The sequence below is a fragment of the Marinomonas aquimarina genome (assembly GCF_900089755.1).
GTDB classification, from domain to species: domain Bacteria; phylum Pseudomonadota; class Gammaproteobacteria; order Pseudomonadales; family Marinomonadaceae; genus Marinomonas; species Marinomonas aquimarina.
This window is the reverse complement of sequence record NZ_FLOC01000019.1, coordinates 1-24,681: the sequence shown is the minus strand read 5'-3', so window position 1 is coordinate 24,681 and position 24,681 is coordinate 1. Positions and strand designations below refer to the sequence as shown.

General features: G+C 49.1%; 24 protein-coding genes. 13 read left to right on the top strand and 11 right to left on the bottom strand.

Annotation, left to right across the window (positions count from 1 at the left end):
* Nucleotides 1-103 precede the first annotated feature (103 nt).
* From MAQ5080_RS14635 to MAQ5080_RS14620, 4 genes are all read right to left on the bottom strand, one after another.
* Complete coding sequence (locus MAQ5080_RS14635; protein WP_231870847.1) at nt 104-2,005, bottom strand: B12-binding domain-containing radical SAM protein; 1,902 nt, start codon at nt 2,003-2,005, stop codon at nt 104-106.
* 71 nt (nt 2,006-2,076) lie between these two features.
* Nucleotides 2,077-3,153 (bottom strand): acyltransferase family protein, encoded by a 1,077-nt coding sequence (locus MAQ5080_RS14630; protein WP_067211609.1) that lies wholly within the window; start codon nt 3,151-3,153, stop codon nt 2,077-2,079.
* A gap of 22 nt (nt 3,154-3,175) precedes the next feature.
* Complete coding sequence (gene mtgA, locus MAQ5080_RS14625) at nt 3,176-3,853, bottom strand: monofunctional biosynthetic peptidoglycan transglycosylase (RefSeq protein WP_067211612.1); 678 nt, start codon at nt 3,851-3,853, stop codon at nt 3,176-3,178.
* Nucleotides 3,854-3,937: 84 nt separating this feature from the next.
* Nucleotides 3,938-4,843 carry a LysR family transcriptional regulator gene (locus MAQ5080_RS14620; RefSeq protein WP_067211616.1) on the bottom strand — a complete coding sequence of 302 codons (906 nt, stop codon included), beginning with the start codon at nt 4,841-4,843 and terminating at the stop codon, nt 3,938-3,940.
* 95 nt (nt 4,844-4,938) lie between these two features.
* Here MAQ5080_RS14620 and MAQ5080_RS14615 point away from each other — a divergent pair, with 95 nt between their 5' ends.
* From MAQ5080_RS14615 to MAQ5080_RS14605, 3 genes are all read left to right on the top strand, one after another.
* Entirely contained in the window at nt 4,939-5,622 is a 684-nt protein-coding gene (locus tag MAQ5080_RS14615; RefSeq protein ID WP_067211619.1) for an NAD(P)H-binding protein, read from the top strand.
* Between the two features lie 119 nt (nt 5,623-5,741).
* Nucleotides 5,742-7,142: an SLC13 family permease gene (locus MAQ5080_RS14610; protein WP_067211622.1), complete on the top strand. Its 1,401-nt coding sequence runs from the start codon at nt 5,742-5,744 to the stop codon at nt 7,140-7,142.
* A gap of 90 nt (nt 7,143-7,232) precedes the next feature.
* On the top strand, nt 7,233-7,823 hold the full coding sequence (locus MAQ5080_RS14605) for a LysE family translocator (protein ID WP_067211625.1): 591 nt from the start codon (nt 7,233-7,235) through the stop codon (nt 7,821-7,823).
* Here MAQ5080_RS14605 and MAQ5080_RS14600 read toward each other — a convergent pair.
* Entirely contained in the window at nt 7,820-8,650 is an 831-nt protein-coding gene (locus MAQ5080_RS14600) for an AraC family transcriptional regulator (protein WP_067211629.1), read from the bottom strand. The two genes, MAQ5080_RS14605 and MAQ5080_RS14600, sit on opposite strands and share 4 nt — an antisense overlap.
* A gap of 19 nt (nt 8,651-8,669) precedes the next feature.
* Entirely contained in the window at nt 8,670-9,278 is a 609-nt protein-coding gene (locus MAQ5080_RS14595; RefSeq protein WP_197464632.1) for a LysE/ArgO family amino acid transporter, read from the bottom strand.
* Nucleotides 9,279-9,386: 108 nt separating this feature from the next.
* Here MAQ5080_RS14595 and MAQ5080_RS14590 point away from each other — a divergent pair, with 108 nt between their 5' ends.
* The 5 genes from MAQ5080_RS14590 to MAQ5080_RS14570 all read left to right on the top strand — a co-directional run bounded on the left by MAQ5080_RS14590 (nt 9,387) and on the right by MAQ5080_RS14570 (nt 15,692).
* A complete protein-coding gene (locus tag MAQ5080_RS14590; RefSeq protein WP_067211635.1) occupies nt 9,387-10,286 on the top strand; it encodes a LysR family transcriptional regulator ArgP in 900 nt (299 codons plus the stop codon).
* A gap of 67 nt (nt 10,287-10,353) precedes the next feature.
* The gene (gene dmeF / locus MAQ5080_RS14585) at nt 10,354-11,295 is read left to right on the top strand and encodes a CDF family Co(II)/Ni(II) efflux transporter DmeF (protein ID WP_067211638.1); all 942 of its coding nucleotides are present in this window, start codon (nt 10,354-10,356) and stop codon (nt 11,293-11,295) included.
* A gap of 10 nt (nt 11,296-11,305) precedes the next feature.
* Nucleotides 11,306-11,722 (top strand): MarR family winged helix-turn-helix transcriptional regulator, encoded by a 417-nt coding sequence (locus MAQ5080_RS14580; protein ID WP_067211640.1) that lies wholly within the window; start codon nt 11,306-11,308, stop codon nt 11,720-11,722.
* Nucleotides 11,723-11,840: 118 nt separating this feature from the next.
* A complete protein-coding gene (locus MAQ5080_RS14575; protein ID WP_067211643.1) occupies nt 11,841-14,237 on the top strand; it encodes a PAS domain-containing sensor histidine kinase in 2,397 nt (798 codons plus the stop codon).
* A gap of 597 nt (nt 14,238-14,834) precedes the next feature.
* Nucleotides 14,835-15,692: a hypothetical protein gene (locus tag MAQ5080_RS14570; RefSeq protein WP_156496589.1), complete on the top strand. Its 858-nt coding sequence runs from the start codon at nt 14,835-14,837 to the stop codon at nt 15,690-15,692.
* A 52-nt stretch (nt 15,693-15,744) separates the two neighbouring features.
* Here MAQ5080_RS14570 and MAQ5080_RS14565 read toward each other — a convergent pair whose 3' ends face one another.
* Both MAQ5080_RS14565 and MAQ5080_RS14560 read right to left on the bottom strand, forming a co-directional pair.
* Nucleotides 15,745-16,854, bottom strand: a complete 1,110-nt coding sequence (locus tag MAQ5080_RS14565) for an alpha/beta hydrolase (protein ID WP_067211649.1) — start codon at nt 16,852-16,854, stop codon at nt 15,745-15,747.
* Between the two features lie 309 nt (nt 16,855-17,163).
* Nucleotides 17,164-17,646 (bottom strand): YehS family protein, encoded by a 483-nt coding sequence (locus MAQ5080_RS14560; RefSeq protein WP_067211653.1) that lies wholly within the window; start codon nt 17,644-17,646, stop codon nt 17,164-17,166.
* Nucleotides 17,647-17,936: 290 nt separating this feature from the next.
* On the opposite strand from MAQ5080_RS14560, the gene MAQ5080_RS14555 reads away from it, so the two are divergent.
* Nucleotides 17,937-18,599, top strand: a complete 663-nt coding sequence (locus MAQ5080_RS14555) for a metal-dependent hydrolase (protein ID WP_067211656.1) — start codon at nt 17,937-17,939, stop codon at nt 18,597-18,599.
* 52 nt (nt 18,600-18,651) lie between these two features.
* On the opposite strand, the gene MAQ5080_RS14550 is transcribed toward MAQ5080_RS14555, so the two are convergent.
* Complete coding sequence (locus MAQ5080_RS14550) at nt 18,652-19,041, bottom strand: universal stress protein (protein WP_067211659.1); 390 nt, start codon at nt 19,039-19,041, stop codon at nt 18,652-18,654.
* Nucleotides 19,042-19,427: 386 nt separating this feature from the next.
* Here MAQ5080_RS14550 and MAQ5080_RS14545 point away from each other — a divergent pair, with 386 nt between their 5' ends.
* Together MAQ5080_RS14545 and MAQ5080_RS14540 are read left to right on the top strand one after the other, a co-directional pair.
* The gene (locus tag MAQ5080_RS14545; protein WP_067211662.1) at nt 19,428-20,699 is read left to right on the top strand and encodes an O-acetylhomoserine aminocarboxypropyltransferase/cysteine synthase family protein; all 1,272 of its coding nucleotides are present in this window, start codon (nt 19,428-19,430) and stop codon (nt 20,697-20,699) included.
* Nucleotides 20,700-20,805: 106 nt separating this feature from the next.
* Nucleotides 20,806-21,117 carry a 4a-hydroxytetrahydrobiopterin dehydratase gene (locus MAQ5080_RS14540; RefSeq protein ID WP_067211666.1) on the top strand — a complete coding sequence of 104 codons (312 nt, stop codon included), beginning with the start codon at nt 20,806-20,808 and terminating at the stop codon, nt 21,115-21,117.
* 154 nt (nt 21,118-21,271) lie between these two features.
* On the opposite strand, the gene MAQ5080_RS14535 is transcribed toward MAQ5080_RS14540, so the two are convergent.
* Nucleotides 21,272-21,694 carry a DUF4174 domain-containing protein gene (locus MAQ5080_RS14535; protein ID WP_067211669.1) on the bottom strand — a complete coding sequence of 141 codons (423 nt, stop codon included), beginning with the start codon at nt 21,692-21,694 and terminating at the stop codon, nt 21,272-21,274.
* Between the two features lie 259 nt (nt 21,695-21,953).
* On the opposite strand from MAQ5080_RS14535, the gene MAQ5080_RS14530 reads away from it, so the two are divergent.
* Nucleotides 21,954-22,766, top strand: a complete 813-nt coding sequence (locus MAQ5080_RS14530; protein ID WP_067211673.1) for an arylamine N-acetyltransferase family protein — start codon at nt 21,954-21,956, stop codon at nt 22,764-22,766.
* Between the two features lie 270 nt (nt 22,767-23,036).
* Nucleotides 23,037-24,011 (top strand): transposase, encoded by a 975-nt coding sequence (locus MAQ5080_RS14525; RefSeq protein WP_067211676.1) that lies wholly within the window; start codon nt 23,037-23,039, stop codon nt 24,009-24,011.
* 137 nt (nt 24,012-24,148) lie between these two features.
* Here the strand turns inward: MAQ5080_RS14525 and MAQ5080_RS14520 are convergent, their stop codons facing one another.
* On the bottom strand, nt 24,149-24,505 hold the full coding sequence (locus MAQ5080_RS14520) for a transposase (protein WP_067211680.1): 357 nt from the start codon (nt 24,503-24,505) through the stop codon (nt 24,149-24,151).
* Between the last annotated feature and the right edge of the window lie 176 nt (nt 24,506-24,681).

Here is a 24,681-nt window from a genome sequence, read left to right as displayed (position 1 = left end):
GCATCCTATTGATAACCAATGTGTACATTGGCTCCATAGTGACGGATTTAGCCGCGCTTGTCTTGTGTTCTGTTAGCCAGTTGAAATGACTAATCTAAATAGATCAAGCACTTGCAATCAGGCTACTAAAGGCTTTGCTGATCAGATCTTTCTTGACGGTGGGGCGTGCCACAGGCTGATCAAACCAGAAACTCATCGGCTGGTCGTAACCGATGCCGTGCATGTAGTTGTACAAGGCTTTGCGTAGGCCATTACCGAGCATTTCATGGTCGGTGCCAGTTGGGTCAAAGAAGTCCACATCGTTCTCAGCGAACAGAGTTTCAGGTCGCTCTGCCAAGGTAATGCCGTATTCTTCTGGGTTGATACCAATGGGGCTGTGAATGGTCGCGGCGAAGCGGTGCCAGTAAGCCGATTGGAAACAGCCGTGGGACATCATTTGGCGCACCATTTCCAGCGCATCGACCGTTTCCTGCTCAGTTTGTGTTGGGAAACCGTACATCAAGTAGGCATGCACCAAGACGCCGGCATCACTGAAGCCTTTGGTGACGCGTGCTACTTGCTCGACACTGACGCCTTTTTTCATCAGTTTCAGTAGACGATCTGAGGCTACTTCCAAACCGCCACTGACGGCGATACAGCCAGAGTCTGCCAGCAGTTGGCATTTCTCTGGCGTAAAGGTTTTCTCAAAACGAATATTGCCCCACCAGCTGATCACCACGCCACGCTCGATTAAGCGCTCGGCTAGGGCAAACAGTGCTTTAGGTGGCGCGGCTTCATCAACAAAGTGGAAGCCAGTTTGACCGGTTTCTTCAATCAGTTGCTCGATACGATCGACCAAAAGATCCGCGCCAGCATAATCATAGCGTTCGATGTAATCCAAGCTTACATCACAGAAGCTACACTTCTTCCAATAACAGCCGTGGGCGATGGTCAGCTTGTTCCAGCGTCCATCACTCCAAATACGATGCATTGGATTGAGCATTTCACACAAAGACAAATATTCAGTCAGTGGTAAGCCATCGTAGACCGGTGCGCCGACTTCGGTTTGCGGGATATCGTGCAGGGCTTTGTTGTCATTGAAGTACACAAACGGCTCGCCATCTTGGTCTTCGGCGAGGAAGTAGGTGCGCACCAGATCATCGACTTCGCATTGGCCATCAAAGTAATCCAGCAAGGTCATAAACGGGCGTTCGCCATCGTCGACACAGATAAAATCAACAAACTCAAACACGCGGGTGTCTTTGAGGGCGCGCAGCTCGGTATTGACAAAACCGCCGCCCAACACCACAGGGATATCGGGGTTAATCTCTTTACAGGTTTGCGCGATGCGCAGCGCACCCAGCATATTGCCTGGGAAAGGAACCGTTAGGGCAACCACGCTGGGTTGGGTGTCTTCAAGGTAGACTTCCACCAACTGCTCAAGGATTTCTGAACTAAAGCTCGATTCGCCCATTAGCGTATCGTACAGATCATCAAAGGTTGGGTTGGCTGCAGCCAAGCGCTCGCCGTATCGGCTCACTTCAAAGTAAGGATCCACCCCTTGCGTGATCACGGAGGATAAGTCATTGATAAATAAGGTCGCTAGGTACTTGGCTTGGTCTTGAACACCTAAGTTACCAAAGGCGCTTTTCAGCACGTCCCCAGACACGGCTTCCATTTGCTCGATCACATCAAAGGCTGGGCCTTCGGGTAGAAAACGGCGCGAGTTTATGCGCATGGCAAGGCTAGAGTCCTTACCTTGTAAAAAGCGAATTACCGGCTCGACGCATAAACGGTAGCGGTCAAACTCGGCGAGGAAGGTGTAAATCACATCCGGCAGCTCATCGTCATCGAAGGACTCGAAGTTCTCTTCCACATGCTGGCGCATAATGTCCAAGCCCTGTGCCGTCATCATCTCAAGGAACAGCTCAATCGCAGGATCCCGTTGCACCGCGTCGTAACCACGGGAACGTAAAAAGCCCGTGAGATACGCCGTCGCTGGGTACGGGGTATTCAACTGAGTCATAGGAGGAGTCATTAAGAGAACGGTCATGGCAGGCCTGTCTGATGTGCGAACAATTTGCGGGGATTTTAACACTAAATGGGGCGAACGCCCTTAAAAGAATGCTGTGTTTTTAAGGGTGCCAAGCAAGGTTTTTCTAGCCAATGCCAAGACGCCACGGCGCATAAAAGTGTGATCCAACTCGACAGTAGAACAAAGCCAAGAAAGGATGCCTGTGGCCACAACTGTAGCGTGCTTTGTTGCACTAAAAAGCCATAAATATAGACACCGTAGGAGTAGTCCCCAAGGCGGTTAAATTGGCGAATCCAGCCAGTTGGGCGATACGCTAATAGCAACACAGAGTAGGTCATGGCGATGGCAAAATACGCGCTAAAGAGGGCGGTTTTATCGGCCAAGGGTGCCAGTAACCACAGCACCATTGCGTAGCGATAACGCAAAATCAGTTTTGTTCGGGCACTGTAGGCCAGTGTGGCAGCGTAAAATAAACAGATAAATAACAGCATGACCGGAGCGTCATCGTCGCGATGCTGAAGAGCTGTGTGTCCGATAACGCTTAAGCCCAGCAACCCTAAGACGCCGACACTAAGTAAGACTCTTTGGTTTAGATTTGGCCAATGCTCGATACCTAACGTTATCAAGCAATAGGCCATAGCGGCCATCATATAGAGCCAAGCTTCGATCGGTAGCGTCCAAAGCGAGGTGTTGACGTTGTTGGGGTAGGGTGCGTTGGCAAACACGCCGGTGAGCTCGAATTGGGTGTGAATATTCAAAAGGTTGGCATTGAGTAAGTAATCCCAGGTGAGCTGAGAGGCGAAATAGTCATGCCTACTGAGCGTGGTGAAAAGTGGTCCGACAACCAATACGGTTATCAATAATAAGGCCAGCAAAGCGGGCAATAAACGCAATGCTCGGGCGGCAAAATAGCGTTTTAAATCGTCTGATTGCAGCAAGCTTTTACAGATCAAAAAGCCACTGATTGCAAAGAAAACGCTGACCAATAGATGGTCGATGCGAACGCCCAGTAACGACCATTCTAAGGATTGTCCGGTGAACACCAAATGACTGTGCGCCAGCAATACGCCGAGCGCACAGAGCAACCGTAAAAAATTGAAATTGTTATCGCGGGATTGGCTAACGCTATTCAGTATCATAGGGCGTGTCAGTAACCGTGCATCAGTCAAGAATTTGGCGTAAGTGGTTGCTGCCTAGCTGGCGCATTTGCAGCTCAATCCAACTGACCCGTTGCGCCAAATGATGGCTTAAACGATTCGGGTTACGCAGGCGTGGGCTGGGCAATAAGATGGCCAGGCGGGCCGCTTGATTGGGCGTTAACTGGCGCGCTGAGCGCTTGTAATAATACTGGCTCGCCGCTTCGACGCCGTAAATGCCTTGGCCAAATTCGGCAATATTCAGATACACCTCGAGAATGCGTTTCTTGCCCCAGATCGCTTCTAGACTCACCGCAAGACCCGCTTCTAAGCCCTTACGAATCAGGCTACGCCCAGGCCAGAGAAATAAATTTTTCGCGGTTTGCTGGGTGATGGTGCTGGCGCCGCGTAACCCTTCGCCATCGCCGTAATCTCTTAAGGCATTGCCGATGGCTTTAAAGTCGACACCATAGTGGTCGGGAAAGCGTTGATCTTCTGAGCCCACTACAGCGAGTGGCAGATGGGCGGGTAACTCATCAATATCGACCCAAGATTGTTCCACCGGATAAGGGCTTTGTAGCATAAAGGCGGTGGTCGGCGGGGGGACAAAGCGCAGCAGTACCAATACCAGCGCCAATAGCAGTGCTAGCTTCCAAACAATCGAATACAGCCAACGGAAAATGCCGCGCTTAGATTTTGCCATGCTGGGTCTCAAGTATCAGAGCGTACGTAGAATTTAAGCACCGCCTATGGCCGATTTAAAGGGGAATGTTGTGATTAAAGGCGACTATGCTCTGTTTGCCTGTTGCTCAAACCACTGCCCTAGTAGATCAAACACACGACGAATACGCGGACTGGTATGCAGTTCTCGGTGCGTCACCAGCCAAATCGGCAGAGTGAAGACAGGGCCATCTTCCACAAAAGCACGCTCTAGCTCGGCGCAAGCGTCACCGACGCTTTGGGGCATCAGGACCAATCCTTGCCCTTGCTTTGCCAGTGCCCATTGCAAGGCTTGGAAGTGGGTGACAATGGGGAAGTTGCGCTCACTGACTGGCCAGCCAAGCGCGACTAAACGTGTGATCAAATCCGTATTACGTTCAAAGCCAATAATTTCCAAGTCGTGCCGTTCCGCTAAGGGGGGGGCGTGGTCGTAGCGGGCTAGGTGATCGGGTGTGCCGTAAAACCAAATCTGTTCGTCATACAGTTTGCGTGTGATCAAATCGGCTTGCGTCGGGCGAAAGCTACGAATCGCGATATCGGCTTCACGTTTTTTTAATTCGCTGACTTGGTTACTGACCTGCAGCGTTAACTGGATAGCGGGGGCATGGTGCCGAAGAAACGGCACCAAATCAGAGAGATAGTGCAGCGCGTCACTTTCACTCACAGAAAGGCTGACTTCGCCATCCAGCTCGCCATGCAGCGCTAACGCGGTAAGCTGAACTTGATCGGCGGCACTGGCCATCGGGCGAGTATGCTGCAATAAACGCTGCCCTGCTTCGGTGAGGTACAAACCACTACTGCTGCGCTCAAATAAGGTGACATTCAGAGCTAACTCTAGTGTCTGAATTTGTCGACTCAGCGTGGGTTGGCTGACACCTAAGTGCTTCGCGGCTTGAGAAAATGAGCCTTGCTGAGCCGCTACCCAGAAGTACTTTAAGCTGTTCCAATCCAATTGCTGATCTCGTGTCGTCATACGTTTATGTATACCTGCTGTGCATTTTTGCGCGATTTTGACCCTTACATCTTAGTTCTATACTGCTGCTATGCAAAATTAATGGGGAGAGGGCGATGGCCTCGGACAAACATATGGTGATTATCGGTGCTTCAGGGAAGTTGGGGCGCTATTTGGTTGAAGAAGCTCTAGCCAAACATTATCGCGTGACGGCGGTCTGCCGCGCACGTAGCGTGCATAAGCTGGATATTTGGCGCGGCTTAATTGATGTCGTCCCCGCCGCCAGTGATGACTATGTGGTGTTGTCGCGCATCTTGCCAAAGGCCGATGTAGTGATCACGGTGCTGGTGCCATGGGGCGTGTCGGGCTATGCGCAAGGCACCGTGGAAACCGTACTGAACTTCTCCAAAGTAGGGGCGCGGTTACTGTTTTCTTGTGGCTGGCACATTCAATTTGATGAACGCGATCAACACTGTCCAAGGCAAACCTTGTTGATTCATTGGTTGGCAAAAGTCATGCGCTGGCTGCGCATTGCCGATTTGCAAGATCAGGTCGAGGCAGTCAATCGGATCTTCGCCTCCAGCCATGCTTGGACGGTCGTTCGGGCCAGTGATCTAGAAGAAGGGGAAAGCGAAGGTATGCCGAACAGCGCTGAATATGTTGGGGCGCCATGCATTGCCCATAACCGATTACGGCGCGTCGATTTTGCCAAATTTTTGCTGCACGCCGTGGATCAAGCCCATTGGGTTCAGCGTGCGCCCGCCATTGCGGGCCATCGATTGGCGCCGGAGCCGTGTTAACAGGCTAAAGATCATCAGACAGGATCGATTATTGAATAGCCCTTGCTAAGAATGGAATTCGTTTCGCGCACCAGTCTTGCTATGTTGATGGTACGCATAACAATAATAAGGGAGTATTCATGTCCGAAAAAGCAAACGATAGAGCCGTCAATCCGATTTTTCCGGTGCTGGGGATTACACTGGCGGCGGCTGCCAGTGCCCTGTTAGGCAGCCTCTATTTACCCTCCCTACAAGCCGCTATGTTGGGCGTGCTGGTGTTTTGTGCAGCGCTCTGGGCGACTTCATATGTGCCGGAGTTTTGGCCTGCAGTGGCCATGTTTGCCTTGATTACGGTGACACAAATAGCCCCCGGCAGCGTGGTCTTGTCAGGCTTTACCTCGTCCACGTTCTGGCTGCTGTTCAGTGGCATGGTGTTTGGTGCGGCGATTCAATATACCGGTCTAAATCATAAGGCGGCGGGGCTGCTGGTGCAGGTGTTAGGCAACAGCTATCGCAGCGTTGTGATTCGCACCACCTTGTTTGGTGTGCTGCTGGCGTTCTTGATCCCATCGGGCATTGGTCGTGCCGTGCTGTTAATCCCCATTGTTGCGGCCATCACGGAACAGCTCGGTTATGAGGAAGGCTCTACTGGGCGCTATGGCATTTTACTGGCGGCAGCGTTTGGCACCTTTTTACCCACCTTTGCCATCTTGCCGGCTAATGCCCCGAATATGCTGTTATCAGGGATCAATGAAGCGCTCTATGATGATGCTTTGTCGTACTGGGATTACCTAGTATTGCACTTTCCTGTGCTAGGCATCGTCAAAGCCATCTTAGTCATGGTAGTGATTCTGTGGCTCTTCCCTGCGCCCGATCCTATCCATCAAGCCAAAACAGTCGCGTCAGATGAAACCAAGTTATCACGCAAAGAAAAGCACTTATTGCTGATTTTAGTTCTTTGTTTTATCGCTTGGTTGAGTGACAGCCTGCACCATATTTCACCCGGTTGGATTGGCTTAGTAGCCTGTGCTGCGTGTCTGTGGCCAGCGGGTGGTCTGACCAGCCAGCAGTGCTTAAGCAAAGACCTTAATTATGGGCCTTTGTTTTTTGCCGCCGGCATTATTGGCTTGGGCGCTACCATTGCCTACACGGGGTTGGGCGAGTCCATCGTCAATGGTTTAACGCAAGTGGCCCCCTTTCGCGAAGGGGCCAACAGCTTGAACTTAGCCTTGATGACGGGCATTTCTATGCTGGTTGGGATGATCGCCAATTTGGCCGGTATTCCGGCCATTATTACCCCCCTCGCTGGGGATTTAGCGGACATTACCGGACTGTCGAGTTATGCCATTGTGATGTCACAAGTGATGGCCTTTTCCACCGTGTTGCTGCCGTATCAAGCGCCGCCACTGATCACCGCTATGGCGTTGGGCAAGTTGCCGTTAGCCTTGGTCAGTAAAGTCTGCCTGGTGACGTTTGCCATCACCATTGTGCTGTTATTACCGCTGAACTTTGTTTGGTGGCATTTCATGGGAATGCTGTGATCAGGATTTCGATAACGGGTCAGTATTCTTCAATACTCTAAACCTAAGCTGCTTCATGCTTTGCACATTGTTCAATGTGAGGTGCATGTAATGGTAGTTTCGACCCTTGTATCAATGAGTTTGTTTGCACTGGCAGCGTCGCTGTCGCCAGGTCCGGTGAATTTAGTGGGCGTCAGCAGTGGCGCCCGTTATGGTATTCGTGTTGGGCTAAAGTTTGTCACGGGTGCCACGCTTGGCTTTATCGCCCTGTTTCTACTGATTGGTTTGGGTTTACAGCAGCTTATCAAAGCTTTGCCAGAGCTGATGTGGTATCTCAAATGGGCTGGCGTCGCCTTTTTGTTGTACATCAGTTACCAACTTTGGCGAGACAGTGGCGAACTGCCCGCCGAGCAACAGCAAAATCAACCTACGCCTTGGCTCGGAGCCTTGATGCAATGGCTTAACCCGAAAGCTTGGTTAGCCTCGATTTCTGGCATTGCTGCCTATACAGCGCCGAATGATGCTCAGGGGATTTGGCTGTTTGCAGGACTTTATTTGGTGATCTGCTGGCTGTCGCTGATGGTCTGGGTGCTGTTAGGGGCATGGATGGGCGAATGGCTCAACACACCTAAGCGGATTCGGCTATTAAATCGCACCCTAGCGATGGGCTTGATCGGCAGTTGCGCTGTGATCGCTTACTAGAATTCGATATGGCTGGCGGTATATTGCTTCGGCGTTGCCGCCGCGCGTTCCTTAAACACGCGATGAAAATGGGCTTGGTCACTAAAGCCAAATTGCCCGGCAACCTCAATGATCGAAACGCCATTTTTCAGAGCAATCTGTCCTAACTGAATACGTCGATTTAAACGAAATGCATGAGGTGTCATCCGATAGTGGCGCTTAAATTGGCGTGTAAGATAGCCGCTGCTGACGCCAAATTTGGCTGCGATATCAGCGATGGCTTCGTCTTGATGAGCATTTTCAATCAGGTAATAAGCGATCCGAGAAAGTAACGTTGGAACTGGCACTGAGTTGGCTTGTTCGTCACTTTGCAAATGCTTAAAGATTTGAATAAGTGAGGTATTCAGGGCCTCCGCCTTATGCTGGTTCGCTGTATCCGATAGCAGTATATCACCTAACCCACGCAGAGCTTGAAAGGCCTCTAGTTTGCTAAGCGTATCTTGAGTGGTCGGTCGCCATGTAGCGGTGCTTTGCAAACCGGCTTGCTGGAGCAACTGTCCTAGCCAGTCACAGTCCACATGTAGCATATAGTATGACCAAGGAGAACTTGGTGCAGGGTTGCAGGCATGGACTTCATGGGCGTTCATGATGACTAGGTCTCCTTGCGCAACCTGATGTAAGCGATCACCACATAAAAACGAACTTTGCCCCGCTAGAATGGCCCCGATCGACCATTGCTCATGAGAGTGCGGAGTGTAGCGCACGCGATGGCCGTCTTCGATATAGCGTAGTTCCACAAATGGTAGTTCTGCGCTACGCCAAAAGATTGGTTGAGCAGGGTCTGACATATCGCTAGGTCTTCCTCGATTAACTGAGTGCTAGCGTCATGCTTAAGATCAGCATAAACACAGCAATGATGGCGTCCAATATACGCCAAGCCAGTGGGCGATTAAACACTGGACGCAGTAGGCGTGCGCCAAAGCCTAGAGAGCAAAACCACACCACACTGGCACTGCAAGCGCCGATAGCAAAAGTAATTTGTCCCATGCCTGGGTAGTGAGTCGATAAGCTGCCCAGCAACACCATGGTGTCTAAATAGACATGGGGGTTTAAAAAGGTAAATGCCAAGCAGGTCAGTACCACCTTGGTTAGGGACGCTTGGCCGACATTTTGCGCTGCGTGTAACGCGCCAGCGCCCGTCCAAGCGCGGTGTGCCGCTAACAGTCCATAGTAGCCCAGGAAGGCCGCGCCGCCCCATTGCAGGTACACCAGCAAAGCAGGCCATTGTTCAATCAGAAAGCCAATACCCGCCATGCCTAAAGAAATCAGCAGAATATCGCTGAGTGCAGTGATGGCGACAATGATGCCAATATGCTGACGTAGCAGACCTTGTCGTAGCACAAACGCATTTTGTGAGCCGATCGCAATGATCAGGCCTGCGCCTGTGGTAAAGCCGGATAAGAGTGCCGTCAACATAATGCTTTTCCTATAGATGAGAGAACGTCGTAATAGTGCGGCGTGAACTATATTTAGTAAAATTAATAAATATGGGCATGGTTAAGAAAATTTAATCTGGAGATAAGCATGAGTTTAGTGCATCCGCAGTTAGCCGCCTTTGCTGCGGTGATTGAAGAGGCTAGCTTTGATGGCGCGGCGCAACGTTTATGCGTCACGCCCTCGGCGATTTCGCAACGGGTCAAAGCCTTAGAGGATCGTCTTGGCCAAGTGCTGATTGTGCGCCAGCCTCCCTGTCGGCCGACTGAAGCAGGGCAAACCTTATTACGCAAAGTACTGCCCATGTTGGCTTTGGAAGCAGAAGCCTTTGCCGATTTTCAACTCGACCAGCCGGCGCAGATGGCCCAGCGGCGCCTGAAAATTGCGGTCAATGATGACTCCTTAGAAACCTGGCTCTTGCCAGCGTTGGCGGATCTTAGTCAGCAATTTGGTTATCTATTTGATGTGGTGGTGGATGACCAAGATCACTCCTTGAGCCTACTGCGTGATGGCAGTGTGATTGGTGCCGTGACGTCTGAGGGCAAAGCCGTCCAAGGCTGCGATATCCATCCGTTAGGAATCATGCGTTATCACGCCATTGCCTCCGCCCAATTTAAAGCACGCTATTTCGCTCAGGGACTGACAGCCGAGTCCTTGAAGGCTGCGCCGATGCTGGTGTTTAACCGCAAGGACGAGCTGCAAAATCGCTTTATCCAGGCGGCGGTGGGGCAGGCTTTGCAACCACCGACCCACTACATCCCCACCTCAAAAGGCTTTGTTGAGGCCGCGGCCCTCAACCTAGGTTGGTGCATGGTGCCGGAATGCATGATTCAAGATGCACTCGCCGAGCAGCGCATTGTCTTGCTAGCGCCTGACATTACCGTTGATATTGCCCTGTATTGGCAGCATGCCTCGATCCGCTCAACCACTTTGGCCAATTTAACCCGTGTGTTTAGCAAGCAAGCGCAACAAACCTTGGCCTTGAGCTGAGGCGAACTTTACTTTGATATTCAAACAATCTAGTCTCTATTTATATTTGATAATCAAAGTAGTTTATATGACCATACCAAACTGTACTAAAGTCGATCAGTTCTCCTATTTCGACGCTGAAAACGAAAAGCGTACCCTGTATGTGCTGCTGCTGACATTTGCCACCATGGTGCTGGAAATCGCTGCCGGAACCCTGTTTGGCTCCATGGCCTTGCTAGCGGATGGTTGGCATATGGGTACCCATGCGGCCGCGTTTTGTATCACTCTGTTTGTGTATCGCTATGCGCGTAAACACAAACACAGTGGTAAGTTTTCTTACGGTACCGGTAAAGTGGCGGTGTTGGGGGGCTATACCAGTGCCATCTTGCTTGGCTTGGTGGCGCTTGGCATGCTCTTTGAATCGTTTCATCGTCTGGTCAGCCCAGTGGCGATCGAGTTTAATGCGGCGATTACCGTGGCCGTTATTGGCTTAGTGGTGAACCTGCTGAGCATGCTATTGCTGGGGCATCAGCATGATCACGGCCACAGCCATGACCATCACCACGGGCATTCGCATGATCATTCTCATGGCCACGCCCACCACCATGATCATCATGACCACAATTTAAGCGCGGCTTACTTGCATGTGCTGACCGATGCCCTGACCTCAGTATTAGCGATTGTCGCCTTGCTGGTGGGGAAATGGGTCGGTTGGACTTGGCTCGATCCATTGATGGGCGTCGTGGGGAGTCTAATCATTGCTAAATGGGCTTGGGGATTAATGCAGCAAACATCGCCGATCTTGCTGGATAAAGCGATCGACCACGACTACAAACAGCAAATTGCCGTGACCCTCGAAAGTGCTGATACCACGTTGCAAGACATCCACGTTTGGAAAGTCAGTGCGGATCACTTCTGTGCCACGGTAACACTCCAAGACGAGCAGATGCGCGAGCCGGCTTTCTTCAAGCAACTCTTGATGGAGTTTGATAAAATCGATCACCTCGTTATTGAAGTGAATCCTGTATAGGTGGGTCCTTATGTCTTCTTACGCATCATTAAACAAAGTATTGATTGAGTTCTACGACAAGATGGCGTCGTGGGAAGCCTCAGTGGTGCGTGAGTCGGATTATTCATTGGCGCAAATCCATACTCTCGAAGCGCTGGGGAATTATGGCCCAATGAATATGAAGTCCTTGGCCAATCAGCTGGGTATCACCACCGGAACCTTAACCGTACAGGTGGAGAAACTGGTCAAACTTGGCTTGTTACAGCGTTTCTACAGTGAAGACGATCGTCGTTCGATTACGGTGGCGCTGACTGATGCAGGACAAGCCATCCACCAACATCACAATGCCTTACACCTGTCGTTAACGGAAGAGCTGACCAAAGACCTCAGTGAAGAGGAGCGCCACACCTTGGGGCGTCTACTGGGTAAAGTAAACCAAGAGTTCTAACGCCGGCACTGACGCTACTGGGGCAGTTGCGTGGCTACATAATGAAGTGGACTTTCTAGCGTAATTTGCTAGCTTCAGAGGGAAACCTCTTTCTAATCATCTATGGGTTTGAATCTCAATGAATGATGTCGCGACGCAGCACAATGGATTTGAAACGGTTTTCAGGGATTCGAAAGATGGCTTGGCTATTTTCAAAGATGGCTATTTTGTCGATTGTAACCAGTCGATGGTTGAGCTGGTAGGCGGCCGCTCCAAAGCGGACTTCCTAGGTTTAACACCGTTTGATTTCTCGCCAGAGTTCCAGCCTGATGGTCAACGCTCTATCGACAAAGGGATGCAGCTGATTGAGCGATGCTACAACGAAGGCAGCATGCGCTTTGAATGGATGCATACCAAGTTCAATCAAGAGCGATTCTGGTGTGAGGTGATCATTACCAAAATGACCCTTAACGGCGAGATAGTTATTCACGCTAACTGGCGTGATATATCCGAAAAGAAGCAGCTAGAAATAGAGCTCGCGCAACAAAAAGAGACGTTTGAAACCCTGTTCAACGAGTCCTTGGATAGTCTTAGCGTATTCGACGGCACGCAATACATCGACTGTAACAAAGCCTTTGTGGAGATGTTTGGTTTTGCCGCAAAAGAAGATGTCATTGGTATTCATCCGGAGTTAGTGTCCCCTGAATACCAACCCGATGGCCGTACCTCCAAAGAAGCAGCGCAAGACGTTATCCATGCGGTATTGCAGCAAGACCGCAAACAGCGCTTTGAATGGGTGCATAAGAAAATAGACGGCACTGAGTTTTGGACAGAAGTGATTTTAAGCAAGGTGACCCTCAACGGTGTCGATGCTATCTATGCGGTGATTCGCGATATTTCTGAGAAAAAGAACCTAGAGTTCAAACTGGCACAGCAAAAGCAAACTTTTGAGGCTTTGTTCAACGAATCCAAAGATGGCCTGACCATCTATGATGGCACACGATATCTAGATTGTAATAAAGCCTTTGCCAAGATGATGGGGGTTGCTTCCAAAGAGCAAATTATTGGCTTAGGTCCATTGGATATCTCACCCGAGTTTCAAGCTGATGGCCGTACGTCGGTGATCAATTCCGCCGAACTCAATCGCGAAATCGTCGAAAACGGTAAAGCTCGTTTCGAGTGGCTGCATCAGAAGGTGGATGGTACGCCAGTCTGGACGGAAATCATTGTCACCACCATTGTCCTAAATGGCGAGAAGGTGTTCTTCTCCACCACCCGTGATATTACCGAGAAAAAAGCCTTAGAGTTTAAAATCGCGGAGCAAAAGCTCACCTTTGAAACCTTGTTTAATGAGTCGGAAGACGGCTTAACATTCTATGACGGCGAACAGTATATAGACTGTAACAAGGCTTTTATGAAGCTGATGGGCTTTACCAGCAAGGAGCAAGTGATAGGCCTGAATCCACTACTCTTGTCGCCGCAGTATCAGCCTAACGGTTGCACTACCGAAGCGCTGTATGCGCAATGTCGAGCAGATCTTTATAGTAAAGGCAGCGCCCGTTGCGAGTGGCTGCATAAAAAAGTCGATGGTACCGAGTTCTGGACCGAAGTGATCATTGGCCTATTGTCACTCAATGGTAGAAAAGTAGTCTATTCCATTACCCGTGATATCAATGACAAAAAAGCCCTAGAGCTGCAAATCGTCAAGCAGAATGGAGAGCTGAATCAATCCAATGAAATCTTGGCTGACACGATTGCACACTTGCAACAAACCCAAGACAAGCTGGTTGAGTCGGAAAAAATGGCCAGCTTAGGGTCTTTGGTGGCGGGTGTGGCCCACGAAATCAATACCCCGATTGGCGTCGGTGTGATGGGCATGAGTCAGCTAATGGATGAGAGTAAAGTCATTCGTCAACACTACGATGCTGGCGCCCTGACCGAAGGCGAGTTTGAAGACTACTTGAACAGTACCAACGAGCTGTCTGAAATTGTGAAGAAAAATCTCGATAGAACCGCACACTTGGTGCGTGGCTTTAAGCAAATCGCAGTGGATCAAATGAGCGAGGATGAGCGCGAGATTAACCTCAAGGATTACCTTAATGAGGTTCTCTTCAGCCTAGGCTCCATAACCCGCAAAGCCAATGTCATGGTCCAGCTTGATTGTCCTAAGGACTTGAATGTCGTCACCAATCCTGGGTTGCTGTCACAGGTGCTGACTAACTTAATCGTCAATTCGGTGAATCATGGCTTTAGCGACAGGCCTGCAGGTCGCATCGCCATGGTGATTCGTGAACAGGGCGAAACAGCGTTTTCCCTTAATTATCAAGACGACGGCAAAGGCATCAGTCCAGCAAACTTGCCGAAAATATTTGACCCTTTCTTTACCACCAACCGCGCAGAGGGGGGCACGGGGCTCGGCCTGAATGTCACCTATAACATTATCACCAATGCGCTAGGCGGCTCTATCGAATGTCACAGCAAGGAAGGCGAGGGCGTTGAGTTTATTATTGGCTTTAATGTGAAGCAGCGGGTGTGAGTTGATTCGTTTTGGGCGCCGATCATATGCGTAAAAGATGATGTTCACATTAGTACCATATTAGAAAATTGCTCTGTTCAGTCTATCTATCATATAACCCCCCGAGATCAAAAATACTTCTATTAAAAGTAACTAATATCGAGGTGGCAAATGGACTGCAGGATACTCAGAGAAATCAGTTTAAAGTCTGACGGGCATATACATTGCGATGATAGTAATGGCTACACGATTCACCTAGGACAAGTGGGGGAATCTGCTAATTGGAATGTGAAACAGGTGCTCGAAGGCCCCATTTATCAGCATATCCGGTCGTCTTTTTTTAATAATACTCCGCCTTGGGGAGATACTTGTCGCAGCTGTGATTTATACAATGTTGGTGGTACACCTGAAGATACACTGTCCAAATCGATAAAAATACGGATCGAACCGACATTGGACTGTGACCTGGCCTGCGCTTACTGCAAGCGTAAGCGAGAAGCTCGTGTACGAGAGGGTGACTGGCATCTGTCTTTAAAGCGCTTTAACCAGCTATTACATAGTTGTCAGAAGAACCATATTGACGTTACCTTCCTTTCCTATCTGGGGTGGGGGGAACCTTTGAATCATCCTGAGTTTGGCCAGCTGGTGCTGTCTGGAAAACACTATTACCCCGATATGTTTCAAGAAGTGACCACGGTAGCTCAGCAAGATTTTCAGTCGACATTGGGCAATATTCCCATCGACTTAATCACCATTTCCTGTGATGGCGTGACACAAGAGCCTTATGAGCGCTATCGGCGTCATGGTGTGATCGAAAATGTGTTTAAGTTTATGGCGGATTCCAAACAGCACAAATCCGAGCACACGAAAGTCATTTGGAAATACATTGTCTTTAACCATAATGACACGGATGAGGAATTACTTAAGGCTCAGGAACTTGCTGATCTTTATGATATTGATGAGCTGCATTTTGTACTGACCAATACCGATAATGGCTCGAAGCGCTTTTTAGTGCATAACCTTCATGAGTTTCCGATCCGCTCCAACAAAGCCCGAGTCATCAATGCAGCGGCACTGCAGAAGATTAAGTATGACTTGAGCGACAACCTTAACAGCAGAAACCTGAAGCAAAAATCTTTGCAGGGCTGGATCGATAAACTCGCGATCACCAATGGCAATCTTTTAGTCTGTGAAGGTTGGTTGTTTGATCGCAAGTCAGAGTTAGGCAATCTTGAGGTGCGCATTAATGATGGGCGTTTCTATAAGGCGCTATCGATTAAAGAAACGAGAGTTGATGTGGCGGAGCACTTTGGCCATAACGTTTCTTCAGAGTGTGGTTTTGTTGCCCAACTGCCGATTCCGGCCGATGAGCAATCATTCGCTGTTGAGCTAAGAGCAACGGTTGGTGAGCAGCAAGTCCTGTTTCAGCTGCCAAAGATAACCTTGGAAAAAAGAATACCGATCACGATGACGTAAAAAAAGCCCCTACCGTCTGGTAGGGGCTTTTTGATTGCGGGTGAAAATCTGGTTACGCCAAGTGAGATTCGAAGAAGTTGGTCATCTTATCGAATGGAATCACATCGGTCTGATCGTATAGATCGGTATGAGTGGCACCAGGAATGATCATCAGCTCTTTTGGCTCTGCTGCCGCTTCGTAGGCTGTTTCACTAAAGTAGCGTGAGTGCGCCACTTCACCGTGAATCAACAGGATTGGGCGCGGTGCGATTTCAGCGATGTAGGTCAGAATCGGTAGATTCATAAACGACAGTGGTGTCGTCAATGACCAAGACGCATTGGAGTTAATCGCACGTGGGTGGAAACCACGTTCTTTCTTCTTGTAGTAGTCTGCGTATTCGACCACGAACTGTGGCTCGCCGCCTTGCAGTTCAAGTGACACAGGGCCGTAAGCTGGTTTGCCGCTTTCTACGTCAGCCCAACGCTGTTGGCTTAGTTGAGTCAGTGTCTGTGTGCGCTGCTCTTGCGTCATGCTGTCGTTGTAGCCTTTTGACATCACGCGAGTCATATCGTACATAGTGCTGGCAACCACGGCTTTGACACGCTTGTCTACTGCCACAGCGCTCAATGCCATACCACCAAAACCACAGATGCCGATCACACCGATACGCTCACGATCTACGTGATCTTGCATGCCGATGCAGTCTACCGCCGCGCTGAAATCTTCCACGTTGATATCTGGAGACGCTACGTTACGTGGTGCACCACCACTTTCACCGGTGAACGATGGGTCAAACGCTAGCGTCACAAAGCCACGCTCGGCCATGGTTTGTGCGTACAGGCCAGAGGACTGTTCTTTTACGGCACCAAATGGACCACTGACCACGATGGCAGCCAGTTTACCGCTGGCATTTTTAGGTACGTACAAATCACCCACTAGCGGGATACCGTAACGGTTTTGGAAAGTGACTTTCTGGTGGTTAACCTTCTCGCTTTTCGGGAAGGTTTTATCCCAGCTGCTTTCCAGTGTCAGCTCTGTGCTGTGCGCGAACGCTTGACCAGATGTCATGGCCGCAACGCCCACGGCGGCAATGCCTGCACCAGTCATTTTTAATAGATCACGACGACCTGAGTTTTCTAGGGCCTGCTCTGTTGCAAGTTGGTTTGGCTTGTCTTGGTTCATATGGACCTCCCTGATGTGCCTTGCGGCGACGTGGCAATTTGCTCTAAAGGTAATGTGGCAGTCAGAGCCACCGAATAGGGAAAGTTTTGCAGGAGGATGGCTTTTTATGTAGTGAAATAGTCCAAAGTTATTGCCTAATACTACAGGATTTGTCTTTTGCTTAGGATCGGCTTGAGCGGCCACTTAGAGGATAATGTTGGTGAAAAGTTTCAGCATTACATTAATTTGATGGGGAAAGTCTAATTTATAAAATGGTGAGTGATGCCTATAAGTCTACAAGGTTCGTAAACTTATAGGCCAGAAGAAAGGTTAAGATTGAGCGGTTTTGTTCTTCGCCGAACGCATGTGCAACTGTAAGCCTAGTAAGAAGTAGCGCAGGATCTGATCCTTACACTTACGGTATTGTCGGTTGTCTGGCTTACGGAAAAAAGCACTCAATTCGTGCGGACTTAAATTGAAGTCAGCCAAACGCATGACTTCGAGCATGTCGTCGGCTTTAAAGGCCATGGCAATGCGCAGTTTCTGTAAGATGATATTGTTGTTTAGGCGCTGTTCTGGCATCGGCTGTTCGCCGTCACGGGCACCGCGTCTTAGGATGATTAAACCGTTCAAGAAGGACGCCAGTTCCACGTCTTCTAGCGCGACAAAGCCATCCACATCATCCTTCTTTAACCAAGCAGTCACTTGCTCCGTTGTTACCGTCACCTGTGCTAGAGCAAAAATCTCCACCATGGTGCTGTCTTTAAAATCGAAGGTGTAGCGCACACGGCGCAAAATATCATTATTGGTCAAAGTCGGCTCCAGTTAGCTAAAAGGGGCGCATCCCTAAGGATAGTATCAATCTTCGCGATCGCATGGGGTTGCAGAAACCGACCCTATTACGATGGATGATTGCTCGTTATGGGGGCATGGTAACAGAGAACAGCGCTGGGCTCTCGTAAACGCTCAAGAGGCGTCACCTTTTGCTCCACAGAATCTTGTCTCCGACTATTGTAGTATGCGCACACTAACGCGCTAGCTGAAGCAAAACAGGCTGTGACGCAGAGAATCGTTTTCTTTATTGTGAGATAGGATTTTGCCCCATGGCAGACTTTAAAACCCATGTGACTGTTGCGGCCGCCATCAGCGCCCCGTTGGCCGTCAGCGCTTTTATCTTTGGCATTGCCGATATCCGCGCAACCGTGCTGTATATTTTGGCGGGCACCTTGGGCGGCATGTTGCCCGATATTGATGCCGATGAATCCATTGCCATTCGCATCGTATTTCGACTGTTTGCCGCCTTATTCGCAGGACTCAGTTTAGTGGTTTGGCTCGACAAGATGATCTACTGGCATTTACTCGCATTGGCGATCGCCAGCTACTTTTTGATCCGTTTCCCAGTGCAGTGGTTGTTTGAAAAACTTACTGTACACCGTGGTGCGTTGCACAGCCTGTTGGCCAATTTGCTGTTTAGCGCTGTGGCGGTGCCGATTGCGTATCACGTGCTGGCGCTGGATGCGCAAACCGCATGGGGCATCGGCGGCTTTATCTTTCTTGGCGCGACGATCCATCTGATGTTAGATGAGATCTACAGCATTGAATTGTCAGGTTTGCGAGTGAAACGCTCTTTCGGTACGGCACTTAAAGTGACTGACTGGGGCGAACCATTGGCGACGGTCGTCTTTGTGATCGGCTGTGGAGTAGGGTATTGGTTGAGCCCAAGCCCAACGACATGGCTTGAAATCTTCGCTGCGATGGTCTCTTGAAGGAGAAATAGTTGAGCCAGATAAAGCGCTTTATCTGGCTCTACCGATGCTTTCAGTCGTCTAAATACACGACCAATAAGTCGGTTTTCACACTGTTCACCAAGGATGCTACCGAGCTGGTAATACGGCTTAGGAAGTCGTGATGATGGCCACAAACAACCAGGTCAACGTCTTCTTCTGCGACAATGTTGGCGACTTGGATATGCAGATCCCCAATTCGAGCGGTGATATCAGTAATTGGGTAGCCGCTGTCATCTGCAAGGGTCTGTAAGCGATCTTTAATGCTCTGCGTTTCCGCCGCTGTCTCGAGAACATGGTCTTTGTCCACATAGACAATCGAGAGTTTACTTAGATCAGGTGTTGCTTGGGCAATCGCTTTATTGATGAGCTGCATGCTGTCTTCGCTTAAATCCACTGCAACTAGAATATGGCCATAAGACATAATTACTCTCCTGCTTGTTGGGTGTCTAATTTCGAGTCTAACAGGTGATCTAGCATTTTGTGGAAATTATAATGATTAGTTTTGTTTTATTGATCTGCGTCAGAGCAGAGGTTATGGGTGGCTGGAAAACCAAAGCCGCTTCGACTACTGAGGTACCTATCAAATGGTAGAGGGTGCTCACGTGGCGATAAAACGGTGTCTGCGGATCACCCGCTATTCTCCCCCAATGCTCTAGCAAGCCCTTCTATTGTGTCCAGAGCTTGTGTATCCAAGGGGTTGGCATCAGTGTGATTCTGGTTAACGAAATGCTAATGTTCATCGGCATCATATTGCACTAATATCCATTCACGCTTGTGCGAAAGCCTAACAACAAGAAAGGAACCAGCATGAAATTTGAATCTCTCGCTCTGCACCACGGCTACACCTCTGAAGCCTCCACTAAAGCTGCTGCGGTGCCGATTTACCAAACCACTTCCTATACCTTTGATAACACCCAGCATGGCGCTGACTTGTTTGACTTAAAAGTGGCCGGCAACATCTATACACGCATTATGAACCCGACCAATGCTGTGCTTGAAGAGCGTGTGGCTGCCTTAGAGGGAGGCATCGGAGCCTTGGCGGTGGCATCTGGTATGGCGGCGATTACCTACTCGATTCAGTGTATAGCCGAAGCGGGCGACAATATCCTCAGTACCAGTCAGCTCTACGGCGGTACATACAACCTATTCGCGCACACCTTCCCTAAGCAGGGCATCGAAGTGCGTATGATTTCCCATGATGACTACGCAGGCTTTGAAGCGGCCATTGATGACAACACCAAAGCCATCTTCTGTGAGTCCATTGGCAACCCAGCGGGCAATATTGTCGACATCCAGCGCTTGTCTGAGATTGCGCACAAACACGGCATTCCTGTGATTGTGGACAATACGGTTGCTACGCCTTACCTATGTCGTCCGTTTGAACTGGGAGCTGATATTGTCGTGCACTCCTTGACGAAATATATGGGTGGGCATGGCAACAGTGTCGGCGGCGTGATCGTGGATTCGGGTAAGTTTGACTGGCAGGCGAACAGTAAACGCTTCCCAGCCTTGAATGAGCCAGATCCGTCTTATCATGGTGTGGTCTACACCGAAGCGCTTGGCGAAGCGGCTTACATTGGTCGTTGTCGCGTGGTGCCGCTACGTAATACGGGCGCGGCGTTGTCACCTCAAAATACTTTCTTGATCTTACAAGGTATCGAAACACTCGGTTTGCGTATGGATCGTACTTGTGAGAATGCTGAGAAAGTGGCGGCGTTTTTACAGCAGCATGACAAGGTAAACTGGGTTAACTACGCCGCTTTACCAGACAGCCCATACCATGCCACGTGCCAGAAAATTACCCAGGGTAAAGCCTCCGGTATTATCAGCTTTGGTATTAAAGGTGGACGCGAGGCGGGCGGTCGCTTTATTGATGCACTGCAGATGATCCTGCGTCTGGTGAACATTGGTGACGCCAAGTCGTTGGCTTGTCATCCAGCGTCGACCACACATCGCCAGTTAAACGCTGAAGAGCTGAAAAAAGCGGGGGCCAGTGAAGACATGATCCGCTTATCGATTGGCATCGAGCACATCGATGATATCTTGGCGGACATTGAACAGGCTCTTAACGCGGCCTAAGCGCATTGGATCAAGGTTGAAGGGATCCCTCGAGTGGCAGATGTAAAGCTTCTATCGCTTTTGCATCTGCTGCCAATTTACTGCTCAGGAATAAGGAGCCACCACCATGGCCAATCAAAAGTTAACCGCAGAAGAAATTCACACCGCCCTCGTTGAACTGAATTCGGACGCCTCCCAAGACTGGGTTATTGAAGATGGCAAACTCAGCAAAACATTTAAATTTAAAAACTTCCAGCAAGCCTTTGGCTTTATGACCACGTGTGCCTTGTATGCAGAAAGGAAAAACCATCATCCAGAATGGTCCAATGTCTACAACCGAGTCGATGTCCAGTTGGTGAGCCACGACGTGTCGGGATTGTCAGTGAAAGACTTCGATCTGGCGAAGAAAATGGATGAATTTGCGGGCAGTATTGCGTAAAAGGGGGCAGATCCCTTTCGAATCAAGGCTTGGTGATAGTCTCAACCAAATTCGGTGTATAAGGGATCTGGCCCCTGAGAGTAAGTGACGGCAAGAAAGCGTGGCAGGAAACCGAGTCAGATGGATTAATTCTCATCTGCCCCCAATTTTTAGGCTAGTCTCTCATTTCCCTAATACGCATCGGCATCCGATCTATATCGTTAAACAAGCGCTCTAGATCCAAGCCAGAAATACGTTCTTTCAAACCGCCATCCTTACCAATGAGGATGACTTCGTTGTTGCTAAGCTGATATTGGCTTTTCACACGGCTTAAAAAGTTTGGGCTGATGGCACCTTGATAGTTGGTTTGAATGTCATTGTCTGACAACACAAACCAGATCACATCCCGATCGATGATGCCGTGATTCGCTTGGCTAAAGAGATCCGTGAGCTTGTCGCTGTTTTGCTCACTATTAACCACTATGATGCGATTTTCCCAGATCAATTCTTGTAAATCCGTGAGCTCGTCATTGTTAGCTATAGCAGTTTGAGTAAGCGCTATAACGGCCAACGCGCAGGGAATTAGGGCACGCTTCATAGAAACCTCCAAGATGAACACTTAAAGGTGGTACGGGGGGGACTTGTATGCAGATCAGCTAACCGTGACTCTTTATACGAGAGAGTTTGCGAGCCTAGCGCTGGAAAGGACAGATACCATCATCTGCCTCAACTGTCCTATAGATGTATTTTTTCATCTGCTGCGAATTGTTCACCACGTCGATTCCAAATAACATGGCTATGAATAAGCAACACCAGCATTTCGGTTATTAACAGGACTTACTTAGGTTGTATAGAGAATGATTCACCTGCAAGACTACTTCGCCCGTATTAACTACCAAGGGCCAGCGACAGCAGAGCTTTCCACGCTAAAAGCCATTCATGCGCTACATCCGGCACATATTCCGTTTGAGAATATTGATGTCCTACTTGATCGCGGCATCAGTTTGGATCTAGACAGCATCCAACAAAAACTCATCGGCGATCGTCGCGGTGGTTACTGCTTTGAACACAATGCTCTGTTTATGCAGGTGCTGAAGCAGCTGGGGTTTGAGGTCGAATCGGTAATGGCGCGCAATGTTTGGCGACAACCTGATGGTATGCCTTTTGGTCCACGAACCCATCAGGTGCTAAGAGTGCGTGTCGAAGGCGAATGGTGGCTCGCGGATGTGGGCTTTGGTGGTCTCGTTCTGACCGATCCATTGAGTTTGGAAACCGATGAAGCGCAACAGGGACAACACGAAGCATTTCGTATTTTGACACACGATCACGGTTGGATGTTGCAGGTAAACGTACAGGAACAATGGGAAGACCTATACGATATTGCCAGTCAACCTCAGGAACCGATCGAGATGGAAGTGGCTAACTGGTTTACCTCGACGAGCCCCAATTCCAAATTCCGCCATAACTTAATGATGGCACGAGCCACACCGGACACACGTTATGCACTACTGAACAATCGCCTAACAGTTCGCCCACGCAACGGTATACCAGAGCAACGAGAATTAAACTCCGAGCAGTTAGCCGAGGCGTTACAGGAATGCTTCGAGCTAAAGGTCGAAAGTGAATGGATGCCACTGCTGGAAAGGATTGTTGAAAAAGCCAATTCTTAAAACGAATAAGCTTGCGATAACACCTAATTGAGCAACATATTTCTCATTCCTCGGGTTTAAGGTAACTTTTGAGAAATATATTGCTCAAAATAATAGTTTTATTTTCCTATTAGCTTCAGAGAGCTTTTACAAGGCTAAGATTTTTATTACAAACGGCTATTTCTCTCAGAAAATAGTTACGAAGCGAAACACACCTGTTCGAAAACTGTACAAATAATCAGTGTCTGTCTATAGTTTTTGCGTTGTCACTTACGGATTGAGGAGCAACGTATGTCCAAGGCAAGAAGCCAACAAATCAGCTTATCAGATACCCCTTATTATCACTGTGTTTCTCGCTGCGTCCGCCGAGCGTTTTTATGTGGCGAAGATAGCTCGACTGGTCAATGTTACGAGCATCGCCGTAGTTGGGTTGAGATGCGGCTACTTCACTTAAGTCGGATATTTGCCATCAAAGTATGTGCTTATGCTGTTATGAGTAACCATACCCATGTCGTGCTATATGTTGATGCGGACGCTGCCGCGAGCTGGTCGATAGAGGAGGTATTAAGCCGTTGGCATCAGCTTCATAAGGGGACCATGATCACTCAGCAATATATGATGAACGGTAATGTTCCTGAGTATCTACAGCCTTTGTTAAACGAAACGGTTGAAACCTATCGGCAGCGTTTAATGGATATTAGTTGGTTCATGAAAGAGCTAAATGAAAACATTGCACGCCAAGCAAATCTGGAAGACAAGTGCACTGGCAGATTTTGGGAAGGGCGCTTTAAGTCCCAAGCTCTGCTCGACGAAGCGGCGCTGATCGCTTGCATGGCTTATGTTGACCTCAATCCAGTGAGAGCCAAGATTGATCACACACCAGAAACCTCAGCCTATACCAGTATCAAAAAACGCATCAATGCTGCCAAACGCAATCAGCAACCCAAAACGCTTTACCCCTTTGTCGGAAATCCAAGAGAAAACCAGTCAAAAGGACTTCCTTTCAAACTTGAAGACTATCTTGAGCTGGTCGATCTAACAGGCCGCATTGTGCGCCAAGATAAACGCGGCAGTATCGACTTGTCTTTGGCGCCCATTCTGCAACGACTCAACATCCCTTCCGAAAACTGGCTTACCATCGCGATTGAATTTGAGAAACATACCCATGCAGCAGTTGGTACAGAGCTGATCCTATCTAACTACTACCAGAATGCTGGTTACAAACGCCGACCGAAAATAGGCAGAACTAAACAGTTACTCGCCTAGTAAGTTCTTACTCTCCTTTCATTCTGTATTGCCTGATTTGGTAAGAGTGCAGTCCGTCTAAAAATCGTAAAATCTCGATAAAATCTACGATATGGATGGTAACGAAGCAAGAAAAGCCAGCTTTAGATGAAACTGGTTTAGTTGCTAGAACTGAGTGCTAGATCATTTTTTAAGGTGGGTGGCCTGTTAATTTGGCCCCAGATAGAACCGCTGCGTCCATATTTATGGTTAATGAAAGGAACGTAGCGACGCCCGGTATGCTGCATAAACTTGCCTACATTTTCAGAGTTCTGAGCAGTAAGCAGGATATGGATGTGATTGCTCATCAAGACAAACGCATGGATGGCAATGTCATAAGCCTGAGCGGCTTCCTTCATCCAGCCAGCATAGGCTTTGTAATCCTCGTCCTCGAAGAAAACAGCATCACGTGAAGCGCCACGCTGAACGATATGGACGGGTACATTTGGCAATAATGTACGAGGTCTTCTTGGCATCTTTTCCTCCATGAATAGAAACCAAAGTAATTTAGAAAAGGGGTCAGATCCTGAGGTATCCCCACAAATTTACTCATGATCAGACTCTTTTCTCCAGCTGTTGGAGCAACTGCCTGATGCCGTCCCGCCATTCATTTTTTGATATCTCGAAACGAGTCATAACGGCTCGTTTTCCA

Coding starts and splice junctions, on each gene's coding strand:
- mtgA (WP_067211612.1), bottom strand. CDS start 3,853: ATGGCAAAATCTAAGCGCGGCATTTTCCGTTGGCTGTATTCGATTGTT.
- MAQ5080_RS14545 (WP_067211662.1), top strand. CDS start 19,428: ATGAAATTTGAATCTCTCGCTCTGCACCACGGCTACACCTCTGAAGCC.
- MAQ5080_RS14635 (WP_231870847.1), bottom strand. CDS start 2,005: ATGACTCAGTTGAATACCCCGTACCCAGCGACGGCGTATCTCACGGGC.
- MAQ5080_RS14620 (WP_067211616.1), bottom strand. CDS start 4,843: ATGACGACACGAGATCAGCAATTGGATTGGAACAGCTTAAAGTACTTC.
- MAQ5080_RS14610 (WP_067211622.1), top strand. CDS start 5,742: ATGTCCGAAAAAGCAAACGATAGAGCCGTCAATCCGATTTTTCCGGTG.
- MAQ5080_RS14525 (WP_067211676.1), top strand. CDS start 23,037: ATGTCCAAGGCAAGAAGCCAACAAATCAGCTTATCAGATACCCCTTAT.
- dmeF (WP_067211638.1), top strand. CDS start 10,354: ATGACCATACCAAACTGTACTAAAGTCGATCAGTTCTCCTATTTCGAC.
- MAQ5080_RS14595 (WP_197464632.1), bottom strand. CDS start 9,278: ATGTTGACGGCACTCTTATCCGGCTTTACCACAGGCGCAGGCCTGATC.
- MAQ5080_RS14590 (WP_067211635.1), top strand. CDS start 9,387: ATGAGTTTAGTGCATCCGCAGTTAGCCGCCTTTGCTGCGGTGATTGAA.
- MAQ5080_RS14565 (WP_067211649.1), bottom strand. CDS start 16,854: ATGAACCAAGACAAGCCAAACCAACTTGCAACAGAGCAGGCCCTAGAA.
- MAQ5080_RS14540 (WP_067211666.1), top strand. CDS start 20,806: ATGGCCAATCAAAAGTTAACCGCAGAAGAAATTCACACCGCCCTCGTT.
- MAQ5080_RS14605 (WP_067211625.1), top strand. CDS start 7,233: ATGGTAGTTTCGACCCTTGTATCAATGAGTTTGTTTGCACTGGCAGCG.
- MAQ5080_RS14575 (WP_067211643.1), top strand. CDS start 11,841: ATGAATGATGTCGCGACGCAGCACAATGGATTTGAAACGGTTTTCAGG.
- MAQ5080_RS14600 (WP_067211629.1), bottom strand. CDS start 8,650: ATGTCAGACCCTGCTCAACCAATCTTTTGGCGTAGCGCAGAACTACCA.
- MAQ5080_RS14535 (WP_067211669.1), bottom strand. CDS start 21,694: ATGAAGCGTGCCCTAATTCCCTGCGCGTTGGCCGTTATAGCGCTTACT.
- MAQ5080_RS14615 (WP_067211619.1), top strand. CDS start 4,939: ATGGCCTCGGACAAACATATGGTGATTATCGGTGCTTCAGGGAAGTTG.
- MAQ5080_RS14530 (WP_067211673.1), top strand. CDS start 21,954: ATGATTCACCTGCAAGACTACTTCGCCCGTATTAACTACCAAGGGCCA.
- MAQ5080_RS14555 (WP_067211656.1), top strand. CDS start 17,937: ATGGCAGACTTTAAAACCCATGTGACTGTTGCGGCCGCCATCAGCGCC.
- MAQ5080_RS14550 (WP_067211659.1), bottom strand. CDS start 19,041: ATGTCTTATGGCCATATTCTAGTTGCAGTGGATTTAAGCGAAGACAGC.
- MAQ5080_RS14520 (WP_067211680.1), bottom strand. CDS start 24,505: ATGCCAAGAAGACCTCGTACATTATTGCCAAATGTACCCGTCCATATC.
- MAQ5080_RS14630 (WP_067211609.1), bottom strand. CDS start 3,153: ATGATACTGAATAGCGTTAGCCAATCCCGCGATAACAATTTCAATTTT.
- MAQ5080_RS14580 (WP_067211640.1), top strand. CDS start 11,306: ATGTCTTCTTACGCATCATTAAACAAAGTATTGATTGAGTTCTACGAC.